We start from the raw sequence: 23,542 nt of genomic DNA on the forward strand, positions 1-23,542 counted from the left end.
ACCGGTCCTGACCGCATGTCACAGGCGCTACCGCACACGCCGTACCAGCCCCGCACGGGCCGCAGCCCGTACGGGCCGCACGGCGGCGGAAGCCACTACGAGGGGGTGGAGGCGTGGTGCTCGCACCAGCGGGCGGACACACCGGCACGGCCGCCCTCCCGGCCGGCGCGGTCGGCCCGGCCCGGGCCGCACCCGGCCCGCGCACGGGCACCGCGCGGACCTCGGCCACGCGGACCGCGACCGCCGCGCACCCGGCGCGCACCGAAAACGTTGTCAGCGCCCGGCCGCGTGTGCGCACGGTTTCGGCCCCGGGCGCGACGGCCACGGGTGAGCGCCGTTGTTCCCACCGCTCTCACCGGGGCAGAGTGTCGCCCCACGAGGTGACTGCCTCATACAACCGGCCCGGACGGACGGAACCCCACGCGTGACGGAGCACCCCACCTCCCACGAAGGCCACCGGCCTCTCGCCGCCCGGCCGCAGGAGCGCACCCGGCCCCGGCAGCAGGACGCCGCGCCGGGCACCGCGGCACCCGCGGCCATCCCGGGCCCCGCCGGAGCGCCCAGAGCCTCCGCCGCCGCCCCCGCCGTCGGCGTGCCCGACCCGCAGGCCGCGTCGCGGCGCGAGGGCGACCGGCTGCGGTTCGTCGGCGCGGCCACCCGCCGGATCGCCCGGGGCATCGATCTCGACGAGATCGTGCTCGGGCTCTGCCGGGCCAGCGTGCCGACGTTCTGCGACGAGATCCTCATCTACCTGCGCGATCCGCTGCCGGTGGGCGACGAGCGGCCGGTGGAGCCGTTCGTGCTGCGGCTGCGCCGCAGCGACCGGCTCCGGCTGACGGAGGAGGAGCCGGACGGGCTCCACGACCCCGAGCGGCTCAGGCCGCCGTTCATCGACCCGGGGGCCGATCAGCTGCCCGTGGCGGAGCTCTGCGAGGTCCGCACCGGCGGCGCGCTCGGCGAGGTGCTGCGTGGCGTACGCCCGGTCTTCGGCGACAACGCGGCGGCCCGTGCGGCCCTGCCCGAGCTGCTGGGCACCGGCCGGTCCGCGCCCACCGGCCACCGCGCGATCCTCGCGCCGCTGCGCGGCCGGCGGCGGGTCATCGGCTCGGCGGTCTTCCTGCGCACCACGGACCGCGCGCCGTTCGAGGCGAACGACCTGCTGGTCGCGGCGCAGCTCGCCACCCACACCGCGCTCGGCATCGACAAGGCCGTCCTCTACGGGCGTGAGGCGTACATCGCGGACGAGCTCCAGCGCACCATGCTGCCGGACTCCCTGCCGCAGCCCACCGGGGTGCGGCTCGCCTCCCGGTACCTCCCGGCCGCCGAGACGGCCCGGGTCGGCGGCGACTGGTACGACGCGATCCCGCTGCCCGGCAGCCGGGTCGCGCTGGTCGTCGGCGACGTCATGGGGCACTCGATGACCTCGGCCGCGATCATGGGGCAGCTGCGCACCACCGCGCAGACGCTGGCCGGTCTCGACCTGCCGCCCCAGGAGGTCCTGCACCATCTCGACGAGCAGGCGCAGCGGCTCGGCGAGAACCGCATGGCGACCTGCCTGTACGCGGTGTACGACCCGGTCGCGCACCGCATCACCGTCGCCAACGCCGGCCATCCGCCGCCCGTGCTGCTGCATCTCGGCGGCCGCGCGGAAGTGCTCGACGTGCCGCCGAACGCCCCGATCGGCGTGGGCGGGGTCGACTTCGAGGCGGTGGAGCTGGAGGCGCCGGCCGGCGGCACGCTGCTGCTGTACACGGACGGGCTGGTGGAGTCGCGGCTGCGGGACGTGTGGACCGGCATCGAGCAGCTGCGGGAGCGGCTCGCCACGACTGCCCGGCTCACCGGTCCGGACCACGCGCCGCCGCTGGAGGCGCTCTGCGACGACGTGCTCGACATGCTCGGTCCGGGCGACCGGGACGACGACATCGCGCTGCTGGCGGCCCGCTTCGACGGGATCGCGCCGAACGACGTGGCGTACTGGTCGCTGGACCCGGAGGACTCGGCGCCGAGCCGGGCGCGCAAGCTGGCCCGGGGCGCGCTGGAGCGCTGGGGCATGGACGCCGACCTCTCGGACGAGGTGGAGCTGCTGGTCAGCGAGGTGGTCACCAATGCCGTCCGGTACGCCGAGCGGCCGGTGAGCCTGCGGCTGCTGCGGACCGACATCCTGCGCTGCGAGGTCGGCGACGACTCTCCGCAGCTGCCGCGGCAGCGCCGGGCCCGGGAGACGGACGAGGGCGGGCGCGGTCTGTTCCTGGTGAACCGGCTGGCCCGGCGGTGGGGGGCGACACGGCTGTCCTCGGGCAAGGTGGTGTGGTTCGAGATGGCCACCGGGACCCGATGAGGTTGAAGGACTTCATCCGCTCGCAGAAGCGCCGCCCGGACGACGGGGTGCGCGACCACGCCATGCAGGGGGACTTCTGGACGCTCTCCTTCGAGGACGCGCCGGACCACCGGTTCAACCCGTTCGGCCTGACCGAGGTGTGGCCGCACGGCGACTGTCCGCTGACCGAGGTCTGCCGGATGACGCTGAACGAGAATCCCGAGGACTTCTTCGTCCACGTCGAGCAGGCGTCCTTCGAGTCGTCGAACCTGGTGCCCGGCATCGGGCCGTCCCGGACGAGATGCTGCTCGGCCGGCTCTTCTCCTGCCCGGGCACGCACCGCTACCGGATCGGCCCGAACTACGCGCAGCTCCCGCCGAACCGTCCCCGGCACGGCGTGAACCCGTACGCGAAGGACGGCCCGATGCGGTACGGGCCTTCGCGCACGGGGGCGGTGTACGCGCCGAACTCGTACGGCGGTCCGGACGCGGACACCGCTCGGTTCGGGGACCCTGCCGGTGGGCGACCGGGTCGCCAAGAAGGTCAACGGCGGCTGAATGGCCCCGTAGCTCAGCTACGGGGCCATTCAGCCGCAACACGGGAAGCGTGCGTGCCAGGGCGCGGCCACCCGATCAGAGGCCGCCCGACAGGCTCTCAGCCCAGCAGCCCGGTGCCGCCGGGGCGACCGCCCGTCTGGTCGCCGTCGTCGTCGCTGTCGCCGTCCCCGGGGTCCAGCCCGCCGGAAGGCGTCTCGCTGGGCTCGACGGGGGTCGACTGGCTCGGGTCGGGCGACGGGGTCTCGGGCTCGGTCGGTTCGTCCGAGGGTGTCGCGGACGGGGACGGGGTCGTGGCGCTCGGCGTCGGGGTGGGCGAGGCCGACTCGGTCGGGGTCGGCGGCGGGGTGTAGGGCACCTCGCCCTTCTCCACGTCCTCCAGGTCGAACTGCGCGTCGGAGCCGCCGTTCAGCGCCCCCAGCGTGTAGTCGGCCCAGATCCGGGCGGGGAAGCCACCACCGTTGGCGCGGCCGGAGTTGGCGGTGCCGGTCAGGCTGACCTGGTGGTGGTCCTTCGGGTCCTCCCCGAAGAGCGCGACGACGGTGGTCAGCTCGGGGGTGTAGGCGGCGAACCAGGCCGCCTTGTTGTTCTCGGACGTACCGGTCTTGCCCGCCGCCTCGTACGCGGAGGTGTTGGCGGCCTGGCCGGAACCGGAATCGATGACCCCGGTCATCGCCTGGGTCACGGTGTCGGCCGACTTGCGGCTGATCACCTGCTTGCCGACGCCCTTCACGGCGTCCACCGTGCGGTCGCGGTGCTCGGCCGACTTCACGATGAACGGCGTGACCTTCTTGCCGTGGTTGTCGAGGGTGGCGTAGGCGCCGGCCATGTCCTCGGTCGAGACCTCCATGGTGCCCAGGGTGATCGCGGGGCGCTCGGGGAAGTTCTTGTCCGGCAGCCCGAGGCTCAGCCCGGTCTTCTTGACCTTGCCGGGGCCGACGTCGACGACCATCTGCGCGAAGACGGAGTTGACCGAGGCGTTCAGCGCCTTCTGCACGCTGATGTCGCCGTAGTCCTGGTCGTCCTCGTTCTCCGGGGAGTACGGGGTGTCGCTGCCGACGACCGGCCGCTTGCTGGTGCCGTCGTAGGTCGTGTTCAGGCCGATCAGGTCACCGTCCTGCGTGGTGGACTCGTTCTCCAGGGCGGAGGCGAGCACCAGCGGCTTGAAGGTGGAGGCGGGCTGGTAGTCGCGGCGGGTGGCGTTGGAGGTGTAGTGCTCGGTGTAGCCGACCCCGCCGTAGAGGGCGACGATCCCGCCGGTCTTCGGGTCGACCGAGGTGGCCCCGGCCTGGACGGTGGCGTCGACCTTGTTGTTCTTCCGGTCGAGCTTCGACTCCAGCTGCGCGTCGACCGACTTCTCCAGCTGCTTCTGCCGCTTCTTGTCGATGTTCAGCGTGATGGTCCAGCCGCCGGCTTCGAGCTGCTCTTCCGTGACGCCCTGCTCCTTGAGTTCCGCCTTGGCCTCTTCGACGAGGTAACCGGTCTGGCCCTCCATGCCGGGCGCGGCCTTGGGGTCCTTCGGGACGGGGAACTTCAGGCTCTGGCGGTCGGCGCTGCTCAGCCAGCCCTTCTCGACCATGTTGTCCAGGGTGTAGCCCCAGCGCTCCTTGACCAGGCGCTTGCCCGTCTCGGTGGCCGTGGACCAGTCGTACTGGCTGGGGGCCTGGAGGGTCGCGGCGAGGTAGGCGCCCTGGGAAACATTGAGCTTGGAGGCGTCCACGCCGTAGTACGCCTGGGCGGCGGCCTGGATGCCGCTGGCGCCACGCCCGTAGAAGGCGGTGTTGATGTACCCGGCGAGAATGTCGTCCTTGGTCATCTTCTGGTCGACCTTGAGCGAGATCACCAGTTCCTTGAGCTTGCGGGAGACCGTCGCGTCCTGCGTGAGGTAGTAGTTCTTCACGTACTGCTGGGTGATGGTCGAGCCACCCTGCTTCCCCTTGCCGGAGACAGTGCTGAGCAGGGCCCGGGTGGTGCCCTTCAGGTCGACGCCCTTGTCCTGGTAGAAGGACTTGTTCTCGGCGGCGACGAAGGTGTGCTGCACGTCCTTGGGGACCTGCGCGAGGTCGACGATCTCCCGGTTGACCTCGCCCGTGCGGGCCAGCACGGTGCCGTCGCTGTACTTGTAGACGTTGCTCTGCTTCTGCGCCTGGGCGTTCGCCTCGGGTACAGGTACGTACAGGTACAGCACGACGAAGGCGCCCATCACCAGCAGGCAGAGACCGAAGAAGGTGCCCAGGAGCCGCTTCCAGGTGAAGAGCCCGCGTATGCCGCCCTTCTTGCCCGCCCGTGCCTCCCTGCCGCGGGCACGTCGCTCATCCGCTCGCCCCATCGCTGTGTCGCTCCTGTTTCTCGGTCGGTCGGTCCCCCGCGGCCCGTTCGGACCTGCCCGGCGGTGCCGTCGGTCCGTTCGTGAGCCCTGCCGTCAGTTCTGCCGTCAGCTCTGCCCAGCCAAGACAGCTAACACCGTCAGGACGGACAAAAAGCAAGCGATCCGGCCTTTTCCGGACGTGAGAATCAGCACCCGCTTCTCAAGGAACCGACTCCGCAGAGGGCCCCATGGTTGCGAAAAGCATTAATGTGATATCACTTTGCAAGCTATGAGCTTCCCGCCAGGAGCTCCCCCTGCGCCCACGCAGGGCCGTCAGACGAATCGGGGGACCCCGTGTCCGAACAGCACGACGACCACCAGCAGATCCCGTCCACGCCCACGCCCACCACCGACCTGCCCGTCGACGCACCTCAGCTGCCGGCCCCGCAGGTCGGAGAAGTGACCGCGCACTCCATCCCCGGCGGCCTCGGTCTGCTGCTCACCGTGGTCGGCGTCCTCATCGGCATCGGCGTGATCGTCATCGGCGGCGTGACCGGATCGGGCGGCAACGACGGCGCGGGCGCGGCCCTGGTGATCGTCGGCATCCTCATCGTCATCGCCTCCTTCTTCTGCATGAGCGGCGTGAAGATGGTCGCGCCCGGCGAGGCCCGGGTCATCCAGCTCTTCGGCCGGTACGTCGGCACCATCCGGACCGACGGCCTGCGCTGGATCAACCCGCTCACCAGCAGCCGGAAGATCTCCACCCGGGTCCGCAACCACGAGACCGCGGTGCTCAAGGTCAACGACGCCTACGGCAACCCGATCGAGCTCGCCGCGATCGTCGTCTGGAAGGTCGAGGACACCGCGCAGGCGCTCTTCGAGGTGGACGACTTCCTGGAGTTCGTCGCCACCCAGACCGAGGCGGCCGTCCGGCACATCGCCATCGAGTACCCGTACGACGCCCACGAGGAGGGCGGCCTCTCGCTGCGGGGCAACGCCGAGGAGATCACCGAGAAGCTGGCCGTCGAGCTGACCGCCCGGGTGAAGGCGGCCGGGGTCCAGATCATCGAATCGCGCTTCAGCCACCTCGCGTACGCCCCCGAGATCGCCTCGGCGATGCTTCAGCGGCAGCAGGCCGGGGCGGTCGTCGCGGCCCGCAAGCAGATCGTCGAGGGCGCCGTGGGCATGGTCGAGATGGCGCTCACCCGGATCGCCGAGCAGGACATCGTGGAGCTGGACTCCGAGCGCAAGGCCGCCATGGTCAGCAATCTGATGGTGGTGCTCTGCGGGGACCGCGCCGCACAGCCGGTCCTGAACACGGGCACGCTCTACCAGTGACCGAGGAAACCACCGGAAGAGGGCCGCGGCAGCGCAAGCAGATGCTGCTGCGGCTCGACCCCGCCGTGCACGACGCGCTGGCGCGCTGGGCCTCCGACGAGCTGCGCAGCGCCAACGCGCAGATCGAGTTCCTGCTGCGGCGGGCACTGGCCGAGGCGGGCCGGCTGCCCGGCGCCACGGCCCCCATCGCCCGCCGGGGACGCCCGCCCGGGGCACCCTCGGGGCCCTCGACGCCCTCGGGGCCCTCGGGGCCCGAGTCGAAGGCGCGTCCGCCGGAGTGAGCACGGGGCGGATGCCGCTCACCGCTCTCCGGCAACGGCGCCGCCTCCCGGGAGCCGGGGAGCGGCGCCGCACCGCCGCTTCCCGGCCAGCTATACACCGCAGGTATACACAGCGTGTACAGTGCTCCGCATGTCTATCGGCCACACCCTGCTCGGACTCCTGGAGTCCGGTCCCCGCCACGGTTACGACCTGAAGCGCACCTTCGACGAGAAGTTCGGCCACGACCGCCCCCTGCACTACGGGCAGGTCTACTCGACCATGTCCCGGCTGCTGAAGAACGGGCTCGTCGAGGTCGACGGCGTCGAGAGCGACGGAGGTCCCGAGCGCAAGCGGTACGCCATCACGGACGCCGGGATCACGGACGTCGCCGACTGGCTCGCCCAGCCGGAGAAGCCGGAGCCCTACCTCCAGTCGACCCTGTACACCAAGGTGGTGCTGGCGATCCTGACCGGTCGCGGCGCGGCCGGAGTGCTGGACACCCAGCGCGCCGAACACCTGCGGCTGATGCGGACGCTGACGGCGCGCAAGCGCGACGGCGACCTCGCCGACCAGCTGATCTGCGACCACGCGCTCTTCCATCTGGAGGCCGACCTGCGGTGGCTGGAACTGACCGCCGCCCGGCTCGACAAGCTCGCCGAGGTGATCACCCCGTGACGCTCCCCGGCCCCGCGCTCCCCGGCTCCCCGCTCGCCCCCCTGCTCGCCGCCCGCGACCTGCGCAAGACGTACGGCGCGACGCCCGCGCTCGACGGCGCCTCCTTCTCCGTCCACCCCGGCGAGGTCGTCGCGGTGATGGGCCCCTCCGGCTCGGGGAAGTCCACCCTGCTGCACTGCCTCGCCGGGATCGTCACGCCCGACTCCGGCTCGGTCACCTACGCGGGCCGTGAGCTCTCCTCGATGTCGGACGGGGAGCGCAGCGCCCTGCGCCGCACCGATTTCGGCTTCGTCTTCCAGTTCGGCCAGCTCGTCCCCGAACTGACCTGCGTGGAGAACGTGGCGCTCCCGCTGCGGCTGGACGGCGTCCGCCGCAAGGCCGCCGAGCGGACCGCGCTGCGCTGGATGGAGCGCCTGGAAGTCGAGGACCTGGCGGCGAAACGCCCCGGCGAGGTCTCCGGCGGCCAGGGCCAGCGGGTCGCCGTGGCCCGCGCCCTGGCCTCCTCACCGAAGGTGCTCTTCGCGGACGAGCCGACCGGCGCCCTCGACTCCCTCAACGGCGAGCGGGTCATGGAACTGCTCACCGAAGCCGCCCGGTCCACCCGGACCGCCGTGGTGCTGGTGACCCACGAAGCGCGGGTCGCCGCCTACTCCGACCGGGACGTGACCGTCCGGGACGGCCGGGCCACCGATCTGGAGTACGCCCTGTGACGACGCCGCCCGGCCCCCTCCCCCGCACCCGCACCCGTACCCCTGCCCGGCTCCGGGACCTCGGGCTCGGTGTCCGGTTCGCCGCGGCGGGCGGACGCGAAGGGTGGGCACGCACCCTGCTCACCGCCGTCGGCGTGGGCATCGGCGTGCTGCTGCTGCTCGTCGCCTCCGCCGTCCCGCATCTGCTCGACGCGCGCGAGAACCGCAGCGAGGCCCGGTCGGAGAGCCGTGCCTCCATGGCTCCCGACACCAACAAGAGGACGGACCGCACGGTCCTCGTCACCACGATCGACACCGAGTACCACCACCGCGCCGTCCAAGGCGTGCTGATGCGCGCCGACGGCGCGCACCCGGTGCTGCCGGCGGGCCTGCCGCGCATCCCCGCGGCCGGGCGGATGTACGTCTCGCCCGCACTCGCCGAGATGCTGGACGCCCCGGACGGGCGCCTGCTCCGCGAACGGCTGCCGTACGCCGTCGACGGCACGATCTCCGACGCGGGACTGGTCTCCCCCGGCGAGCTCCGCTTCTACCTGGGCAGTTCCACCCTCGACCGGGCGAACGGCGGCCACCGGCTGAACGGTTACGGCGGCGGGCTGCCCGTCCCGCCGCTCAGCCCGCTGCTCCTCGTGCTCGGCGTGATGGTCGGCGTGGTGCTGCTGATGCCGGTGGCCATCTTCATCGCCACCGCCGTGCGGTTCGGCGGCGACCGCCGGGACCGTCGCCTCGCCGCGCTGCGCCTGGTGGGCGCGGACACCCGCTCGGTCCGCTGGATCGCCGCGGGAGAGGCGCTGTTCGGCGCGGCGCTCGGGCTGGCCTGCGGGGCGGTCCTCTTCCTCTCGGTGCGACCGTTCGTCGGCTCCCTCTCGGTCTGGGAGCAGAGCGTCTTCCCTGCCGACCTCGCCCCCTCCGTCCCCATGGTCGCGCTGATCGCGGCCGCCGTACCGGCCTGCGCGGTGCTGGTGACCCTGGTCGCCATGCGGTCCGTGGTGGTGGAGCCGCTGGGTGTCGTACGGAACGCGCGCACCCGCGAGCGGCGGCTCTGGTGGCGGCTGCTGGTGCCGCTGGCCGGGCTCGGTGTCTTCGCCGCGAAGGGCAGGGCGCCCGAGGACGGCACGGCCGAGGCGGCGCCGATCGTCATCGGCGCAGTGCTCGTCCTGGGCGGCCTGACTCTGCTGCTGCCCTGGGCGGTGGAGGCGTGCGTGAACAGGCTGCGCGGCGGCCCGGTGCCCTGGCAGCTGGCCGGGCGCCGGCTCCAGCTGAGCGCCGGCACGGCGGCACGGACGGTCAGCGGGATCACCGTGGCGGTGGCGGGCGCGGTGGCGCTCCAGATGCTGTTCGCCTCGATGAACACCGACTTCAACCGGATGACCGGCCAGGACCCCACCCGGGCCCAGTTCTACATGGCCTCCCAGAACGTCACCGGCGAGGGCGCCACCGGCGCGATCGAGTCGCTGAGGGACGTCAGGGGTGTGGAGAAGGTCATCGGCACGGTGCAGGTGTACGCGACCAAGCCGGGCACGTACTCCGAGGACGAGGTCCAGCCCACCACCTCGATCACGATCGGCGACTGCGCGACGCTGGAGGAACTCGCCAGGATCGGCGACTGCGCGGACGGCGACACCTTCGTCGCCCACCCCGCCCACGACCAGGAGATGTCCGACTGGGTCGACGAGTCGGCCCGCAAGGGCGAGGAGGTCGAGATCGACGACTACGGGACGGCCGACGGACCGGTCCGCTGGACCCTCCCCGCGGCGGCGCGGACCGTCACCGGGCGCTTCGACCCGCACGGCGAGGAGACCACGGGCATCCTCGCCACCCTCGGCGCGATCGATCCGGCCACCCTGCCGGGCGCGACGATCGTCCTCCAGGTGAAGATCGACGAGAGCGTGCCGGACGTCTCCGAGCTCGTCCGGAACACGGCGGCCGTGATCGACCCCTCGATGCGGGTGGTCGCCCTGAACTCGACCGAGCGGGACGGCCGGTACGCGAGCATTCAGACCGCCCTCAAGGTCGGCGGGACCGCGACCCTGCTGCTGATGGCCGCCTCGATGCTCGTGCAGCAGCTGGAGCAGCTGCGTGAACGCAAGCGCCTGCTGTCGGTGCTGGTGGCGTTCGGGACCCGCCGCTCCACGCTGGGCTGGTCGGTGTTCTGGCAGACGGCGATCCCGGTGGCGGTGGGACTGGTGGTCGCGGTCGTCGGCGGGCTGGCACTGGGCTGGGGGCTGTCCTGGATGACCGCCAAGCCGGTCTCGGACTGGTCGCTGTTCCTGCCGATGGCCGGAGCGGGTGCCGGAGTGGTCCTGCTGGTCACCCTGCTCTCGCTGCCGGTGCTCTGGCGGCTGATGCGGCCGGACGGCCTGCGCACGGAGTGACTGCGGCGCCCCCGCGCGGGGGCCGCGGGCGGCCGCCGGGGTTCAGTGCTCCCCGGCGGCCGTCGTCCGTACCGGGAGCGCGGCCATCGCCTCGCGCAGTGCCTCGGCGAGCCGGCCGAACTCCTCGTGCCGGGCGGTCCCGGTGCGCATCGCCAGCGCGACCCGCCGCGAGGGAGCGGGTGCCGCGAAGCGGCCGGTGGCCAGTGCCGGGTTTCGGTCGGTCTCCACGGTCACGGCGGTGCGCGGCAGCAGCGTGACGCCGAGGCCGCCGGCGACGAGTTGGACGAGGGTGGAGAGCCCGGCGGCGGTCGTCGTCACCGGCGTCCCGTCCACGCGTCCGGCCTCCCGGCAGATGTCCAGGGCCTGGTCGCGCAGGCAGTGCCCCTCGTCGAGCAGCAGCAGCGGCAGGTCGCGCAGCTCCTCGCGGGGGATGTCCGCGCGACCGCCGAGCCGGTGGGTCCGCTCGGTGACCAGGACGAAGTCCTCGTCGAAGAGCGGCAGCTCGGTGACGCCGGGGTGGCCGAGCGGCACGGCGAGCAGCAGCAGGTCGAGCCGTCCGGCGGTCAGCCCCTCCAGCAGTGAGGAGGTCTGCTCCTCGTGCACCTGGAGATCGAGTGCGGGGTACCGGTCGTGGACCAGGCGCAGCACGGCCGGCAGCAGGTAGGGCGCCACGGTCGGGATCACCCCGAGCCGCAGCGTCCCGGTGAAGGGTGCGCGGACCGCTTCGGCCTCCTCGACGAGCGCGCCCACCGCGTCCATGACGGCTCGGGCGCGGACCGCGAGGCGTTCGCCCGCCGCCGAGAGCAGCACCTTGCGCGTCGTCCGCTCGATGAGCTGGACACCGAGTGCCTCCTCCAGCGAGGAGACGGCCCCGGAGAGGGCGGGCTGGCTCATCCCGATGGCTGCCGCCGCGTCCCGGAAGTGCAGATGCTCCGCGACGGCCACGAAGGCGCGCAGCTGGGAGAGGCTGGGCTGTTTGGTCCTGTTGCCCTGGATTGGCTGAGCCACTGATAGGTACCTCCGATCATCGGAAACAAGTGTAGCTATTTCCGCGATCAATGCACTCTGTGCCAAGGTGGGCGCAGTCCAACCCTCCAGGAAGGCCCCCAAAAGGGGAATTCCTGACCTGCTAGGAGATCGCGTGCTCACTGTTGGTGACAAGTTCCCCGAGTTCGACCTGACCGCCTGCGTGTCGCTGGAGAGCGGCAAGGAGTTCGCTCAGATCGACCACAAGACCTACGAGGGTCAGTGGAAGATCGTCTTCGCGTGGCCCAAGGACTTCACCTTCGTGTGCCCGACCGAGATCGCCGCCTTCGGCAAGCTGAACGAGGAGTTCGCCGACCGCGACGCGCAGATCCTCGGCTTCTCCGGCGACTCCGAGTTCGTGCACCACGCCTGGCGCAAGGACCACCCGGACCTGACCGACCTGCCGTTCCCGATGATGGCCGACTCGAAGCACGAGCTCATGCGTGACCTCGGCATCGAGGGCGAGGACGGCTTCGCGCAGCGCGCCGTCTTCATCGTCGACCAGAACAACGAGATCCAGTTCACGATGGTGACCGCCGGTTCCGTGGGCCGTAACCCCAAGGAGGTCCTGCGGGTCCTCGACGCCCTCCAGACCGACGAGCTCTGCCCGTGCAACTGGACCAAGGGCGAGAACACCCTGGACCCGGTCGCCCTCCTCTCCGGCGAGTGAGCTGATATCACCATGGCACTCGACGAACTCAAGTCCGCCATACCGGACTTCGCGAAGGACCTGAAGCTGAACCTCGGTTCGGTCATCGGCAACAGCGAGCTGCCGCAGCAGCAGCTCTGGGGCACCGTGCTCGCCTGCGCGATCGCCTCGCGTTCACGCACGGTCCTGCGCGAGCTGGAGCCGGAGGCCAAGGCCAACCTCTCCGCGGAGGCGTACGCCGCCGCGAAGTCGGCCGCCGCCATCATGGCGATGAACAACGTCTTCTACCGGACCCGGCACCTGCTGTCGGACCCGGAGTACGGCAACCTCCGCGCGGGTCTGCGGATGAACGTCATCGGCAAGCCGGGCGTGGAGAAGGTCGACTTCGAGCTGTGGTCGCTCGCCGTCTCCGCGATCAACGGCTGCGGCCAGTGCCTGGACTCCCACGAGCAGGTGCTCCGCCAGGCCGGCGTGGACCGTGAGACCATTCAGGAAGCCGTGAAGATCGCTTCGGTGATCCAGGCCGTCGGCGTCACCCTCGAAGCCGAGGCCGTGCTCGCCGAATAGGACAGCGGTACCTTGTACGAGAAGGACCCCGTGGACGACCGACCGTCCGCGGGGTCCTTCTTCACGTGCGCGAGCCCTCGCGCGCGGGCTTTACGTGCGCGAGCCCTCGCGCGCGAGCTCCTCGTGCGTGAGCTTCCCGCGCGGGGGTGCCTACGGGTGGTCCGGCCGGTCGTCCGGGGCGGGACCGGTGCCCTCCGGCGGGGTGGTGCCGGGGGCCTCGGGGGTCCGGGGCGCCTCGGGCGCCTCCCCGCTCGTCCCCGTACCGCCGGTCCCGTCCCCGTCAGCCGGGTACGACTCGTCGTACCGGTCCTCGGGCGGGGTGCCGGGGGCGGGGGTGGGTGCCACGTGGAGCGCGGAGGCGCCGTGCGGCTGCGGGGAGTGCCGCTGGGCCTCCTGCCTGCTGTACGACCTCAGGTAGCCGACCACCGTGTTCGTGACGGCGACCAGCGGTACGGCGACGACCGCGCCGCCGATGCCCGCGACCATCCCGCCCGCGGCGACGGAGAGCACCACGGCGAGCGGGTGGACCCGTACCGCCCGGCCGAGGATGAACGGCTGGAGGATGTGCCCCTCGATCTGCTGCACCGCCAGCACCACGATCAGCACCATGAGGGCGGTGAACACCCCCTCGGTGACGAGCGCGACGACCACCGCCAGCGCCCCGGACACCACGGCACCGACCAGCGGGATGAAGGCGAAGAGGAAGATGAACACGGCGAGCGGCACCGCCATCGGCACGTCGAGGAACCAGATCCCGAGCCCGATGAAGATGGCGTCGATCAACGCGACGATCACGGTGCCCCGCACGTAGGCGGTGAGCGTGCGCCAGGCACGCGGTCCGGCGCCGGCGACCCCCGGACGGGCCTGGGCGGGGACCAGTTTGAGGGTCCACTCCCAGATCCGCTTGCCGTCGTACAGCAGGAAGAGCGTCGAGAACATCGCGAGCAGCATCCCGGTGAGGAACTCGACCATCACCGTGACGCCCTGGAGGCCGGCGGAGGTGATCTCCTCGGTGTTGGTGCCGATGGTGTCGCTGAGGTTCTTGGCGATGTCGTTGATCTGCGACTCGGTGACGTGGAAGGGGCTGTCCAGCAGCCAGCGCTTCAACTCGTCGATGCCGTCGCGGACCTTGTCGGAGAGGGTGTCGAGGTTGTCCATCACCTGCCAGACGACGAACCAGCCGACCAGCCCCATGATGACGAAGCCCAGGACCGCGGTGACGGCCGTGGCCAGACCGCGCGGCAGCCCGTACCGCCGCAGACGCACCACGGTCGGCTGGAGCAGCGCCGTGACGAGCAGGGCGGCCACGAAGGCGAGCACGACGAGCTGGACGGCGCTGATGACCCGCATCAGCACCCAGAGGGTGCCCGCGAGCACGAGCAGCCGCCAGCCGGCCTCGGCGGCGACGCGCATGCCCCAGGGGATGGCACCCACCGGATGGGCCCGGGCGGCGACGTCGGGGGCGTAGGCGGGCGGCGCGGGCACCTGCGCACCCGCGTCGGGGTCGCTCTTCGCGGCCGCGGCGCTCGCATGGCGGTGACCGGAGCGCGGGGGCGTGTGCGGCCCGTGTGCGTGGGCGTGCCCGGACTCCGACTCCTCGCGTGCGGCTTGCTCCCGCCGTTCCTCCAGGCGGGCCGCCAGGTCCGTCAGTTCGGCCCCGACGCGTCCGAGCCAACCGGGCAGTTTCGACATGCGTGGTCCCTCTCCCCCATGGGTGTGCACCGACCGTCTACCCCCGAACGGCCGGAATGCGACCGTACATGGGTGACGGGTCGCACCACGCACGATGCCCCGCACCGTCGAACGGTGCGGGGCATCGAGGGGTTGGAGCGGGAACTCTAGTACCAGTGGTTGGCCTGCCAGAACGACCAGGCGCCGCAGGGGCTCTTGTAGCTGGCGTTCATGTAGCTGAGGCCCCACTTGATCTGGGTCGCCGGGTTGGTCTGCCAGTCGGCGCCGGCGGACGCCATCTTGGAGCCCGGAAGCGCCTGGACCAGACCGTACGCGCCGGAGGAGGCGTTGACCGCCTGGTAGTTCCACGTGGACTCGTGGTTCACGATGTTGCTGAAGCACTGGAACTGGTCGGCGGGGATCATCTGCCGCGCGATCGCCTGGACCTCGGCGACCGAGTACGAGCCCTGGGCGGCGAACGACGTGGCGTCGCGCACGGCCGAACGGCTGGCGCGCTCCTGGGCGTCCTTGGCCTCCTGGGCCTCCTTGGCTTCCTTCTCGCGCTCCGCCTGGTCCTCGGCCGACTGCTTCTTGACCTTGGCGTCCTTGGCGGCCTGGAGTCGCGCCGACTCCTCCGCCGACTTCTTCGCGGCGGCGTCGGCCGCGGATGCCTGGGCATCGGCCTGCTGCGTCAGCGAAGCGGTCTGCACCTGGGCCTGGTGGCCCACGGGGATGTCTGCGAGCAGCGTGGTGTCGGCTGCGGTGGCCTCGAAGTTGTTGTCGTCGACAGCGGGAGTGCTGCCCGAAGCAACGCCTACGACGGCGCCAACGGTGGTGACCGCGGTGGCTGATGCCACTGCGAACCCCCGGACCGAGATCCGGCTCACACGGTGTCCTTCCAGCATCGCCCGCTTAGGTGACCTCGCGGGCGCGATCGTGCCCTCTGACACTGGCCTCCCTACTGCTTGGGTCACGGGAGACACGGGCCCGGTGGGCGACTTCCTCGCGGAAGTGCCGCGTGGTGCTCGCGGGCGGCATACGGAGATCGGTTGTTGAGTTGTGTGGTGCTGAGCGCCTCGGAAGGTGCCCGGTTTCCGTATGCGGGGCCTGACGGAAGCAAGACTCTGCCGGAGAAGGACGCCGAGAAGCAATTCTCTGTTGCGTGGGAAAGCTCACACGCTCCTTATGCCACCCGTTTGACGGAAATGACGGCGTGACATGAAGACGCCCGGCTAAGCTGCTTCGCTCGCCGGGCGCCCCGTGGACATGTGGGACAGATCGCTGAATCTGTCGCGTTTTTATCCTTCTTCGAGCATTTCGGTCACCAGTGCGGCGATCTGTGAACGCTCGGAGCGGGTGAGTGTCACGTGGGCGAAGAGCGGATGCCCCTTCAGCTTCTCGACGACCGCGACCACTCCGTCGTACCGGCCGACCCTGAGGTTGTCCCGCTGGGCCACGTCATGAGTGAGCACCACACGCGAATTCGCCCCGATACGGGACAGAACGGTCAGCAGGACATTGCGTTCGAGGGACTGCGCCTCGTCGACGATCACGAACGCGTCGTGCAGCGAGCGGCCCCGGATGTGGGTGAGCGGCAGGACCTCCAGCATGCCGCGCCCCAGCACCTCTTCGATCACCTCGCGCCCGGCCACCGCCGAGAGCGTGTCGAAGACGGCCTGCGCCCAGGGGCTCATCTTCTCGGCCTCGCTGCCCGGGAGATAGCCCAGCTCCTGCCCGCCGACCGCGTACAGCGGCCGGAAGACCATCACCTTCTGGTGCTGCCGACGCTCCAGGACGGCTTCCAGGCCCGCGCAGAGCGCCAGAGCCGACTTGCCGGTGCCGGCCCGGCCGCCGAGCGACACGATGCCGACCTCCGGGTCGAGCAGCAGATCGAGGGCGATCCGCTGTTCGGCGCTGCGGCCGTGGATGCCGAACGCCTCCCGGTCCCCGCGCACCAGACGGACGTTGCCCTGTGCCGTCACCCGGCCGAGCGCCTTGCCCCGCTCGGACTGGAGCACGAGCCCGGTGTGCACCGGAAGCTCGGCCGCCTCGGGGACGTACAGCGTCTCCTCCGCGTACAGCAGGTCCACCTGCTCACCGGAGAGCGGCAGTTCCGCCATCCCGGTGTGACCCGAGTCGGTGATGGCGAGTTCGGCGCGGTACTCCTCGGCGAGCAGCCCGACCGAGGACGCCTTGATGCGCAGCGGAAGGTCCTTGGAGACGACCGTGACGTCGTACCCCTCGGCCTGCAGATTGCGCGCCACCGCGAGAATCCGTGAGTCGTTGTCCCCCAGCCGGTAGCCGGCGGGCAGAACGCCGGGGTCGGAGTGGTTGAGTTCGACACGGAGCGTGCCGCCCAGGTCCCCGAGGGGGATCGGAGCGTCGAGCCTGCCGTACCGGACGCGGAAGTCGTCGAGCAGGCGCAGGGCCTGCCGGGCGAAGTAACCGAGCTCCGGGTGGTGCCTTTTGGCCTCCAGCTCCGTGACGACGACGATCGGCAGCACGACTTCGTGCTCGTCGAAACGCGTCATGGCGTTGGGGTCGGCCAGCAGGACGCTGGTGTCGAGAACATAGGTGCGCCTGTCGGGCATGCGGCGCTTTGAGCTGGTCACCACGGAAGGACGTACCCCCTCGGACGAGGTCGGGGAGTGCGACGGGCGTCGCGGAACTTCCCGGAGGAAGAGGACGGACCGGGTTCTGGCCCCCACGCGCGGGCCGAACGCCGGCCCTCCGCGTCGGCCGTACGGTGCGTACGGTCCTTCGTGTGCAAAGGGCCTCCCGGGTGGACGGTCCGGTGGGCCGTCCACATGCTGCGACGTCCGCCTGGTTGATGACCGGACGTCGACCTGTCAGGGGTATTCCCTCGAACGCCCGAAGCCATGCAACGGGTTGCGCCACCGTCCGGAGGCGCCCAGGTGGACACGTGGCAACCGCCGGCCGACGAACCGCGGACCGCGAACCGCCACGAGGGCGCCCCCGTTCGACGGGGACGCCCTCGTGGCGGCGGTGCGTACGTGTCCGGGCGCGCGGGTCCTCGCGCACGTCCGTACAAGGGGAGCGCGCCGCGCGTCCGTACAAGAGGAGTGCGCCGCACGTTCCGTCCCCGCTCCCCTTCCCGGGGAGGCGGTGCGCTCAGGCGCCGTAGCGACGGTGGCGGGCCGCGTAGTCGCGCAGCGCCCGGAGGAAGTCGACCTTGCGGAAGGCCGGCCAGAAGACCTCACAGAAGTAGTACTCGGAGTGAGCGCTCTGCCACAGCATGAATCCGGAGAGGCGCTGCTCGCCGCTCGTACGGATCACGAGGTCGGGATCGGGCTGGCCGCGGGTGTAGAGGTGCTCGGAGATGAGATCGGTGGAGACGACCTCCGCGAGCTCCTCGAAGGTGGTGCCCTTGTCGGAGTGGTCCAGGAGCAGCGACCGGACGGCGTCGGCGATCTCCTGACGGCCGCCGTAGCCCACCGCGACGTTCACGATTATCCCGTCGACGTCGGCGGTGGCCTGCTCCGCCTCCTTGAGGACGGTCTGGGTCTGGGCGGGGAGCAGGTCCATGGTTCCCACGTGGTGGACCCGCCAGCGGCCGTCCGCGGCCAGGTTGCTCACGGTGTTCTCGATGATGCCGAGAAGCGGCTTCAGCTCGGCCTCGGGGCGGTCGAAGTTGTCGGTCGACAGCAGCCAGAGGGTGACGACCTCGACATCGGTCTCGTCGCACCAGCCGAGCAGCTCGGAGATCTTGTCCGCACCGGCCTGGTGGCCCTGAACCGCGGAACCACCGGACGCCTTCGCCCAGCGGCGGTTGCCGTCGAGGATGACTCCGATGTGCTTCGGCACCTGCGAGTGGTCCAGCCGGCCTTCCACCCGGCGTGCGTAGAGCCCGTACACCAGGTCGCGCAAGTTCACTGAGTTCACCCTCTCGATTCCGTTCGGGTCATCGGCCCGCCCGCCCCTGTCACAGGGGTGCGGGGACCGCCCCGTGGGGGGTTCGCCGCCATGTCCGCACGGCCCCGCGCGGACGTGTGCCGCGCCTCGCGCCGGCGTTCCCCCGAAGCCGTCACATTACTGCGGGAAGGCGGTACGGGCCCAACCCGGTCTGTCACAACTCCGCGAAGACCAGAGAAATGTGAGCGCTCCCCCGCCCCCTGTGCCACCGTGTCGCGCGGCGACTCCGGGGAGTACCGGGCGTATCGCGGAAAGCTCCGGCGCTGCGGAGGTGGCGGCGGGACCGCGGGGTCACGGCCGCGACTCCGGGGCCGTACCAAAAAAACGGGCCGGTCCGTGGGGGGGGATACGGACCGGCCCGAGGGGGGGAACTCCACCCTAACCCTTCGTGAGCGTTATTGCCCGCCTCGCCACTCCACCACTACTCTCCGGATTCGGCGGACTCCGTAGCGGGCAGGGAATCCGGCATTCCGGGCGTGCGGGCGGCCCCGAGCCGCCTTCCGGGTGGCGTGCGGGCGCTCGGGGTCGGTCCGGGCCGGCACGGGCCTGGTCCGCCGCGGGCGCCCGCGGGCAGGCTCCCGCCCCCGCTTCGGACCGCTTCAGCTCGGATGGAAACGGATGACGAGCGCGTCCCCGGCGGCGACCACGAAGTCGCCGTTCTCGCAGTGGATGACGGTCTCGCGCACCTGGTCGTCCTCGTCCCGGCTCTCCTGCGTCCCGGTGACCGTCCAGCCGCTCCCGTAGGGCGCGGCTGGCAGGCTGTTCAGCGGGCCGTGTACCCAGAGCCCCGCGGGCACGCACCAGTCAGGAAGCCGCGGCCAGGTGCCGGCGGTCACCCGGAGCGTCCGGTCGGAGGCACAGGTGATCAGGACCGACCTCTCCTCGGCGAGGACGAACTCCACCGCTTCGGGTCCCCCGGCCCGGCCGTCCGGGCGGTAGAAGACACCGTGGACGCCGATGATCCAGGCGCCCCGGAGCCAGTCGGACCTGCCCGAGCGGTGCCGGCCGGCCGTCCCCCCGGACTGCTCGCTCCCCACACCACGCTCCCTCTCTCCGTACAACTCGTCCAGGATCGCACTTTGTGGCACAAGACGGCGCGAACGGAGGGAGGTTAATGATTTCCTCACCGAAAGCGGTCTCGTGCGGGGCCTGTCGGCCTGCGCGCCTCGATGAGGAAGCGCGTGGTCCGGGCCCTGAAGACGCCCTCGGCCTCGATCCGCCGGTGCAACGACTCCAGTTGGGGCCGGTAGCCGTCGACGGTGAAGCCCGGCACCATCCAGATGACCTTGCGGAGAAAATAGACGACTGCCCCGATGTCGAAGAACGCGGTGTCCAGCGACTCCGACCGGAGGTCGGTCACGACCAGCCCCGCCGCCTCGGCGTCGGTACGGGCCCGCTCGGGGTCGCGGGCGGCGTACGCCGAGGGCGGCAGCGGGCCCCTGAAGTGCTCGACCAGCTCGAAGACGCTCGCCCGGCCCACCTGCTGGGAGAAGTACGTCCCGCCGGGGGCGAGCACCCGGGCGACCTCCTGCCACCAGGTGGTCACCGGGTGGCGGCTGACCACCAGGTCGAAGGCACCGTCGCCGAACGGCAGCGGTGGCTCGTCGGAATCCACGACGACCGCCGCCCCGCGCGGATGGAGGAGTGCGGTGGCACGGGCCACGTTCGGCGGCCAGGACTCGGTGGCCACCATGAGCGGCGGAAGGACCGGGGCCGAGGCCAGCACCTCGCCGCCGCCGGTCTGGATGTCGAGCGCGGCGGTGGCCCGGCCCAGCCGGTCGGCCATGCGGCGGGCGTATCCCCAGGAGGGCCGCTGCTCGGTCGCCCGCCCGTCCAGCCAGGAGAAGTCCCAGCCGTCCACCTCCGCCGCCTCCGCCTCGGCCACCAGCTTGGCGAAGCGGTCGGCGCAGGCTCCGGTGAGGGGCTGGGAGGGGGCCGGGTTCTCCGGCTGCTTCGGCATGTCCGCAGGGTCCCAGGGCGGCGCGGCGGCCGCGAACGGTTTTACGGGCGTCGGACACCGGACGACCGGATCCGCTCACGGTCGGACCGCTCACGACCGGACCGCGCCCGGGCGTCACAGGGCGCCCAGGACGACCCCGGTCAGCGCACCCGCGATCATGAAGGGGCCGAACGGAATACCCGTACGACGGTTCGCGCGCCGCAGCACCAGCAGCCCGAGGCCGTACACCGCGCCGTAGAGGAACCCGGCGAACCCGCCCGCGACCAGTACCGGCCAGCCGTACCAGCCGAGCACCACGCCGAGGGAGAGGGCGAGCTTCACGTCGCCGAAGCCCATCCCCTTCGGGTTGATCAGGTAGAGGACCAGGTAGAAGCAGCCCAGCGCGGCCCCGCCGAGCAGTGCGCCGGACCAGGAGCCGCCGTGTTCCGGCAGCAGGGAGGCCACCCCCAGGAGAACGGCGGCGACCCCGGCCAGAGGGAGGGTCAGCTGGTCGGGAAGGCGGTGCACACGGTGGTCGACCGCGGCGAGGAGCGCGGCGACGGGCGCGAGCAGCAGCCAGACGGCCAGTTCCGGACGGGTACCGGTGGCGGCGGCCAGCAGGGCGCAGGCCGACGCGGTCACGGCGGCGAGGAGGACCTGTGGCGCGAACGGGGCGGCGGCGGAGCCGTCCGCCGTACAGACCCGGCAGCCGGCGGCGCCCAGCCAGCCACGGCCGGGGCCGGTAGCGGAGAAGGGGTGCCCGGCGGGACACGCGCCCCGCCACTCCTCCTCCGGCTCCACCGAGAACCGGTACGCGGCACGCGGGATCAACAGCCCGGTGGCAGCGCCCCAAACGGCGGCGAGAGTCACGGCGGTGATCCGGATGGCGTCCACGGACCGACCCTAATCGCACTCCCCCGCACGGGTCTTGGGTCCGAGGGCCCACTGGCGTCCGGCTCGCGTGCGGGAGTGGCCCGGGCAGCCCGCGGGCGGACGGGGATCTTCGCCGGAGCCGTACGGAACCTTCCGGTGGGCGCTACGGTCGGTGCCCATGGGCAGATGGCGTGATGGCGACGGAACACTGACCGTGGGCACGGGCGGCGAGGCGAGGGTGGTCCCACTGCGGGTGGCCGCCTCCTACCGTGCGCGTACCCGAGGGCTGCTCGGGCAGGACGGGATCGAGGGGGCGCTGTTGCTCACGCCCTGTTCGAGCGTCCACACCTTCCGGATGCGGTTCGCCATCGACGTGGCCTATCTGGACCGGAAGTTGAACGTCCTCGCCGTCCGCACGATGAAGCCGGGCCGGCTCGGCCTGCCCCGGCCGCGCGCCCGCCACGCGGTGGAGTCGCAGGCCGGGGCGATGGCCGCGTGGGGGCTGCGGCCGGGCGTCCGGGTGGCGGTGTCGGTGGGGACCCCGGACGGGGCGGAGCCGGCCGCCGGCTGAACACGGCTTCGGGCTTCGGGCTTCGGGCTTCGGGCTTCGGGCTTCGGGCTTCGGGGGACGTCACGTGGCGGCCGGGAGTTTCGCGGCCTGCGCGGTGACGAGCGCGGGCGGTATCTCCGGGACCTCGCGGTCCAGGTAGTTGGCCGCGCTGAAGACGACGACGGCGCCCGCGCTCCGTACGACGGTGAACACCAGGGGGCTCCGGTGCCCGCCCCGGTCGCACACCATCCGGTACGCCAGCGCGTCCTGGCCCACCCGCGGAGCGGGCAGTGCGGTGACGACGGAGTACGCGGCCGGCCCGTCCTCCCCCCGGGTTCCGAAACCGCCCGCACAGACGTCGACGGCCCGCCGCACCCGGTCCATGAGCGCCGCGGCGCCGTCGCCGGCATAGGTGGCCAGCAGCAGCGTCACCACGGTCTGGTCGTCCCGCCCGGCACGGGACGCGTCGACGGCGGTACGCAAGACGGAAGCCGCGGGGGCCGGTTCGGGGGTCAGGTTGACCAGGTCGGCGAGCGGCGCGCAGGAGGGGGTATCGGACCGTTCGGTGCCGCCCGCCTCCTCGTACCGCAGGGGCGCGATCACGTATCCCTTCAACTCGCCGCTCCGCAGCGCCATTTCGGACGGGTGAGCCGCAACCGACCCGGCGGGTTCAGGACCCGAGGAGGCGATGGCGACGGAGGCTGGTGCGGGGGACGGAAGCGCCGGGACTCCGTTCGTGATCCCCGGACGCGGGCTCGCCCGGCCCGCCCCCGCACCGCCCGGCGCGCAGGCCCCCGCCGGCAGACAGAGCACCGCGGCGACGAGCCCGCCCGCCGCCCGTTGGGCCCGTCTTCGCATCCCCACCGCCCGTCCTCCGCTCGGCACACCTGTGCCTGTGCCCGTACCGTCCGCCGCGCCCCTCGGCCGTGTCCGTCCACCCTGCACCCATCGCGTAACGCCTGTGTGTCGCGGGGCGACGGCGCGGGGACACGACAGGCGCCAGAAGTGCGACGGCGGGCTCGGCGCGGCGTCAGGCGGGCTGCCGCAGACCGGCCCTCCCGCCGTCCGCCGCCGGCCAGGAGGGCTGGAGCTGGGGCTGAGGCTGTGTGGTGCACCCGGTGACGGCCAGAGTCAGCCGGTAGCGCCCCTCCTCGGCCGCCTTCGACCGGAGCGAGGACAGCGACGAGGGCAACTCCGCCGCACTCAACGACATGATCAGCGACACGTCACGGTTCTGCGCGCCGTCCTCCTCCGCCGGGAGCCGCTTCGCACCATGAAAGTACATCTCCCGCGCGAAGTCCCGCGCGAAAAGGGACGGTTCCACCGCGCCTCCCGGTCCGCCGCGATCCTCCGGGCAGGCGGCGAGTACCAGCGCGGAGTACAGCGCGCGGGCGCCGGTCCTGGCCAGCACGTCAAGGCCGGCGACGGCTCCGGGGCCGTGCAGTTCGGGCAACGCGTGCAGCCGCCGGAGCAGACCGGGGGCGTGGGCGGTGGGCTGCGGACGGGGCCTCCAGAGCAGGTCGACGGCGGTCCGGCACGCCTCCAGGTCGTCGGCGCGACCGGCCGACTCCAGGGAGCGCAGCAACACGACGGAGGCGCGCTCCGCGCAGGTGGCGGAGAAGGCCCTGGCCTGCGGCAGGCTCCCCAGGAAGACCAGACTGCGCACACTCTCCAGCACCTTCACCGCTCAGGACCGCCCCCGTGGCCGCGTACCGGGCCCGCCGCGGGCGGACGGTGCGGTGCCCCCGCGGGGATCTCCGGTCCGCCCCATCCGGCAAGTCCGTCCACAAGAGGCGCGG

General features: G+C 71.8%; 20 protein-coding genes and 1 pseudogene. 10 read left to right on the plus strand and 11 right to left on the minus strand.

The features are described 5' to 3' along the window. Positions 1–424 precede the first annotated feature (424 nt). On the plus strand, positions 425–2,338 hold the full coding sequence (locus OHT52_RS09230; RefSeq protein ID WP_328719646.1) for an ATP-binding SpoIIE family protein phosphatase: 1,914 nt from the start codon (positions 425–427) through the stop codon (positions 2,336–2,338). Continuing rightward, positions 2,326–2,837: pseudogene (locus OHT52_RS09235) on the plus strand (catalase); the annotation flags it as partial. The gene OHT52_RS09230 and the pseudogene OHT52_RS09235, both read left to right, overlap by 13 nt. Positions 2,838–2,971: 134 nt before the next feature. On the opposite strand, the gene OHT52_RS09240 reads toward OHT52_RS09235, so the two are convergent. After that, a complete protein-coding gene (locus tag OHT52_RS09240; RefSeq protein WP_328719647.1) occupies positions 2,972–5,200 on the minus strand; it encodes a transglycosylase domain-containing protein in 2,229 nt (742 codons plus the stop codon). A 333-nt stretch (positions 5,201–5,533) separates the two neighbouring features. On the opposite strand from OHT52_RS09240, the gene OHT52_RS09245 reads away from it, so the two are divergent. From OHT52_RS09245 to OHT52_RS09265, 5 genes are all read left to right on the plus strand, one after another. Next, positions 5,534–6,517: an SPFH domain-containing protein gene (locus tag OHT52_RS09245; protein WP_328719648.1), complete on the plus strand. Its 984-nt coding sequence runs from the start codon at positions 5,534–5,536 to the stop codon at positions 6,515–6,517. Next, positions 6,514–6,798, plus strand: a complete 285-nt coding sequence (locus OHT52_RS09250) for a hypothetical protein (RefSeq protein ID WP_328719649.1) — start codon at positions 6,514–6,516, stop codon at positions 6,796–6,798. Before OHT52_RS09245 ends, OHT52_RS09250 begins: the two co-directional genes overlap by 4 nt. Positions 6,799–6,928: 130 nt before the next feature. Next, on the plus strand, positions 6,929–7,453 hold the full coding sequence (locus OHT52_RS09255; protein ID WP_328719650.1) for a PadR family transcriptional regulator: 525 nt from the start codon (positions 6,929–6,931) through the stop codon (positions 7,451–7,453). After that, the gene (locus OHT52_RS09260; protein ID WP_328719651.1) at positions 7,450–8,163 is read left to right on the plus strand and encodes an ABC transporter ATP-binding protein; all 714 of its coding nucleotides are present in this window, start codon (positions 7,450–7,452) and stop codon (positions 8,161–8,163) included. The genes OHT52_RS09255 and OHT52_RS09260 overlap by 4 nt, the downstream gene beginning before the upstream one ends. Beyond that, positions 8,160–10,535 (plus strand): FtsX-like permease family protein, encoded by a 2,376-nt coding sequence (locus tag OHT52_RS09265; protein WP_328719652.1) that lies wholly within the window; start codon positions 8,160–8,162, stop codon positions 10,533–10,535. Before OHT52_RS09260 ends, OHT52_RS09265 begins: the two co-directional genes overlap by 4 nt. A gap of 42 nt (positions 10,536–10,577) precedes the next feature. On the opposite strand, the gene OHT52_RS09270 is transcribed toward OHT52_RS09265, so the two are convergent. Beyond that, positions 10,578–11,543: a hydrogen peroxide-inducible genes activator gene (locus tag OHT52_RS09270; RefSeq protein WP_328719653.1), complete on the minus strand. Its 966-nt coding sequence runs from the start codon at positions 11,541–11,543 to the stop codon at positions 10,578–10,580. A gap of 133 nt (positions 11,544–11,676) precedes the next feature. Between OHT52_RS09270 and OHT52_RS09275 the strand changes: the two genes are divergently transcribed. After that, positions 11,677–12,231: a peroxiredoxin gene (locus tag OHT52_RS09275; RefSeq protein WP_328719654.1), complete on the plus strand. Its 555-nt coding sequence runs from the start codon at positions 11,677–11,679 to the stop codon at positions 12,229–12,231. 12 nt (positions 12,232–12,243) lie between these two features. Then, a complete protein-coding gene (locus OHT52_RS09280; protein ID WP_328719655.1) occupies positions 12,244–12,777 on the plus strand; it encodes an alkyl hydroperoxide reductase in 534 nt (177 codons plus the stop codon). Between the two features lie 150 nt (positions 12,778–12,927). Here the strand turns inward: OHT52_RS09280 and OHT52_RS09285 are convergent, their stop codons facing one another. The 7 genes from OHT52_RS09285 to OHT52_RS09315 all read right to left on the minus strand — a co-directional run bounded on the left by OHT52_RS09285 (position 12,928) and on the right by OHT52_RS09315 (position 21,205). Next, positions 12,928–14,469: an AI-2E family transporter gene (locus tag OHT52_RS09285; protein WP_328719656.1), complete on the minus strand. Its 1,542-nt coding sequence runs from the start codon at positions 14,467–14,469 to the stop codon at positions 12,928–12,930. A gap of 146 nt (positions 14,470–14,615) precedes the next feature. Then, a complete protein-coding gene (locus OHT52_RS09290) occupies positions 14,616–15,335 on the minus strand; it encodes a transglycosylase SLT domain-containing protein (RefSeq protein ID WP_328719657.1) in 720 nt (239 codons plus the stop codon). A gap of 411 nt (positions 15,336–15,746) precedes the next feature. After that, a complete protein-coding gene (locus OHT52_RS09295) occupies positions 15,747–17,063 on the minus strand; it encodes a PhoH family protein (RefSeq protein ID WP_328719658.1) in 1,317 nt (438 codons plus the stop codon). Between the two features lie 517 nt (positions 17,064–17,580). Continuing rightward, positions 17,581–18,342 (minus strand): isoprenyl transferase, encoded by a 762-nt coding sequence (locus OHT52_RS09300; protein ID WP_328723667.1) that lies wholly within the window; start codon positions 18,340–18,342, stop codon positions 17,581–17,583. Between the two features lie 638 nt (positions 18,343–18,980). Beyond that, positions 18,981–19,418 (minus strand): hypothetical protein, encoded by a 438-nt coding sequence (locus OHT52_RS09305; RefSeq protein WP_328719659.1) that lies wholly within the window; start codon positions 19,416–19,418, stop codon positions 18,981–18,983. 86 nt (positions 19,419–19,504) lie between these two features. Then, positions 19,505–20,341, minus strand: coding sequence for a class I SAM-dependent methyltransferase (locus OHT52_RS09310; protein WP_328719660.1), 837 nt, complete (start codon positions 20,339–20,341; stop codon positions 19,505–19,507). Positions 20,342–20,455: 114 nt separating this feature from the next. After that, positions 20,456–21,205, minus strand: a complete 750-nt coding sequence (locus tag OHT52_RS09315) for an A24 family peptidase (protein WP_328723668.1) — start codon at positions 21,203–21,205, stop codon at positions 20,456–20,458. Between the two features lie 166 nt (positions 21,206–21,371). Between OHT52_RS09315 and OHT52_RS09320 the strand changes: the two genes are divergently transcribed. Then, positions 21,372–21,764 carry a DUF192 domain-containing protein gene (locus OHT52_RS09320; RefSeq protein WP_328719661.1) on the plus strand — a complete coding sequence of 131 codons (393 nt, stop codon included), beginning with the start codon at positions 21,372–21,374 and terminating at the stop codon, positions 21,762–21,764. A 60-nt stretch (positions 21,765–21,824) separates the two neighbouring features. On the opposite strand, the gene OHT52_RS09325 is transcribed toward OHT52_RS09320, so the two are convergent. After that, entirely contained in the window at positions 21,825–22,379 is a 555-nt protein-coding gene (locus tag OHT52_RS09325; RefSeq protein WP_328719662.1) for a hypothetical protein, read from the minus strand. A gap of 394 nt (positions 22,380–22,773) precedes the next feature. Further along, entirely contained in the window at positions 22,774–23,409 is a 636-nt protein-coding gene (locus tag OHT52_RS09330) for a hypothetical protein (protein WP_328719663.1), read from the minus strand. Between the last annotated feature and the right edge of the window lie 133 nt (positions 23,410–23,542).

Origin of the sequence: Streptomyces sp. NBC_00247 (genome assembly GCF_036188265.1) — a bacterium.
Classification (GTDB): Bacteria; Actinomycetota; Actinomycetes; order Streptomycetales; family Streptomycetaceae; genus Streptomyces.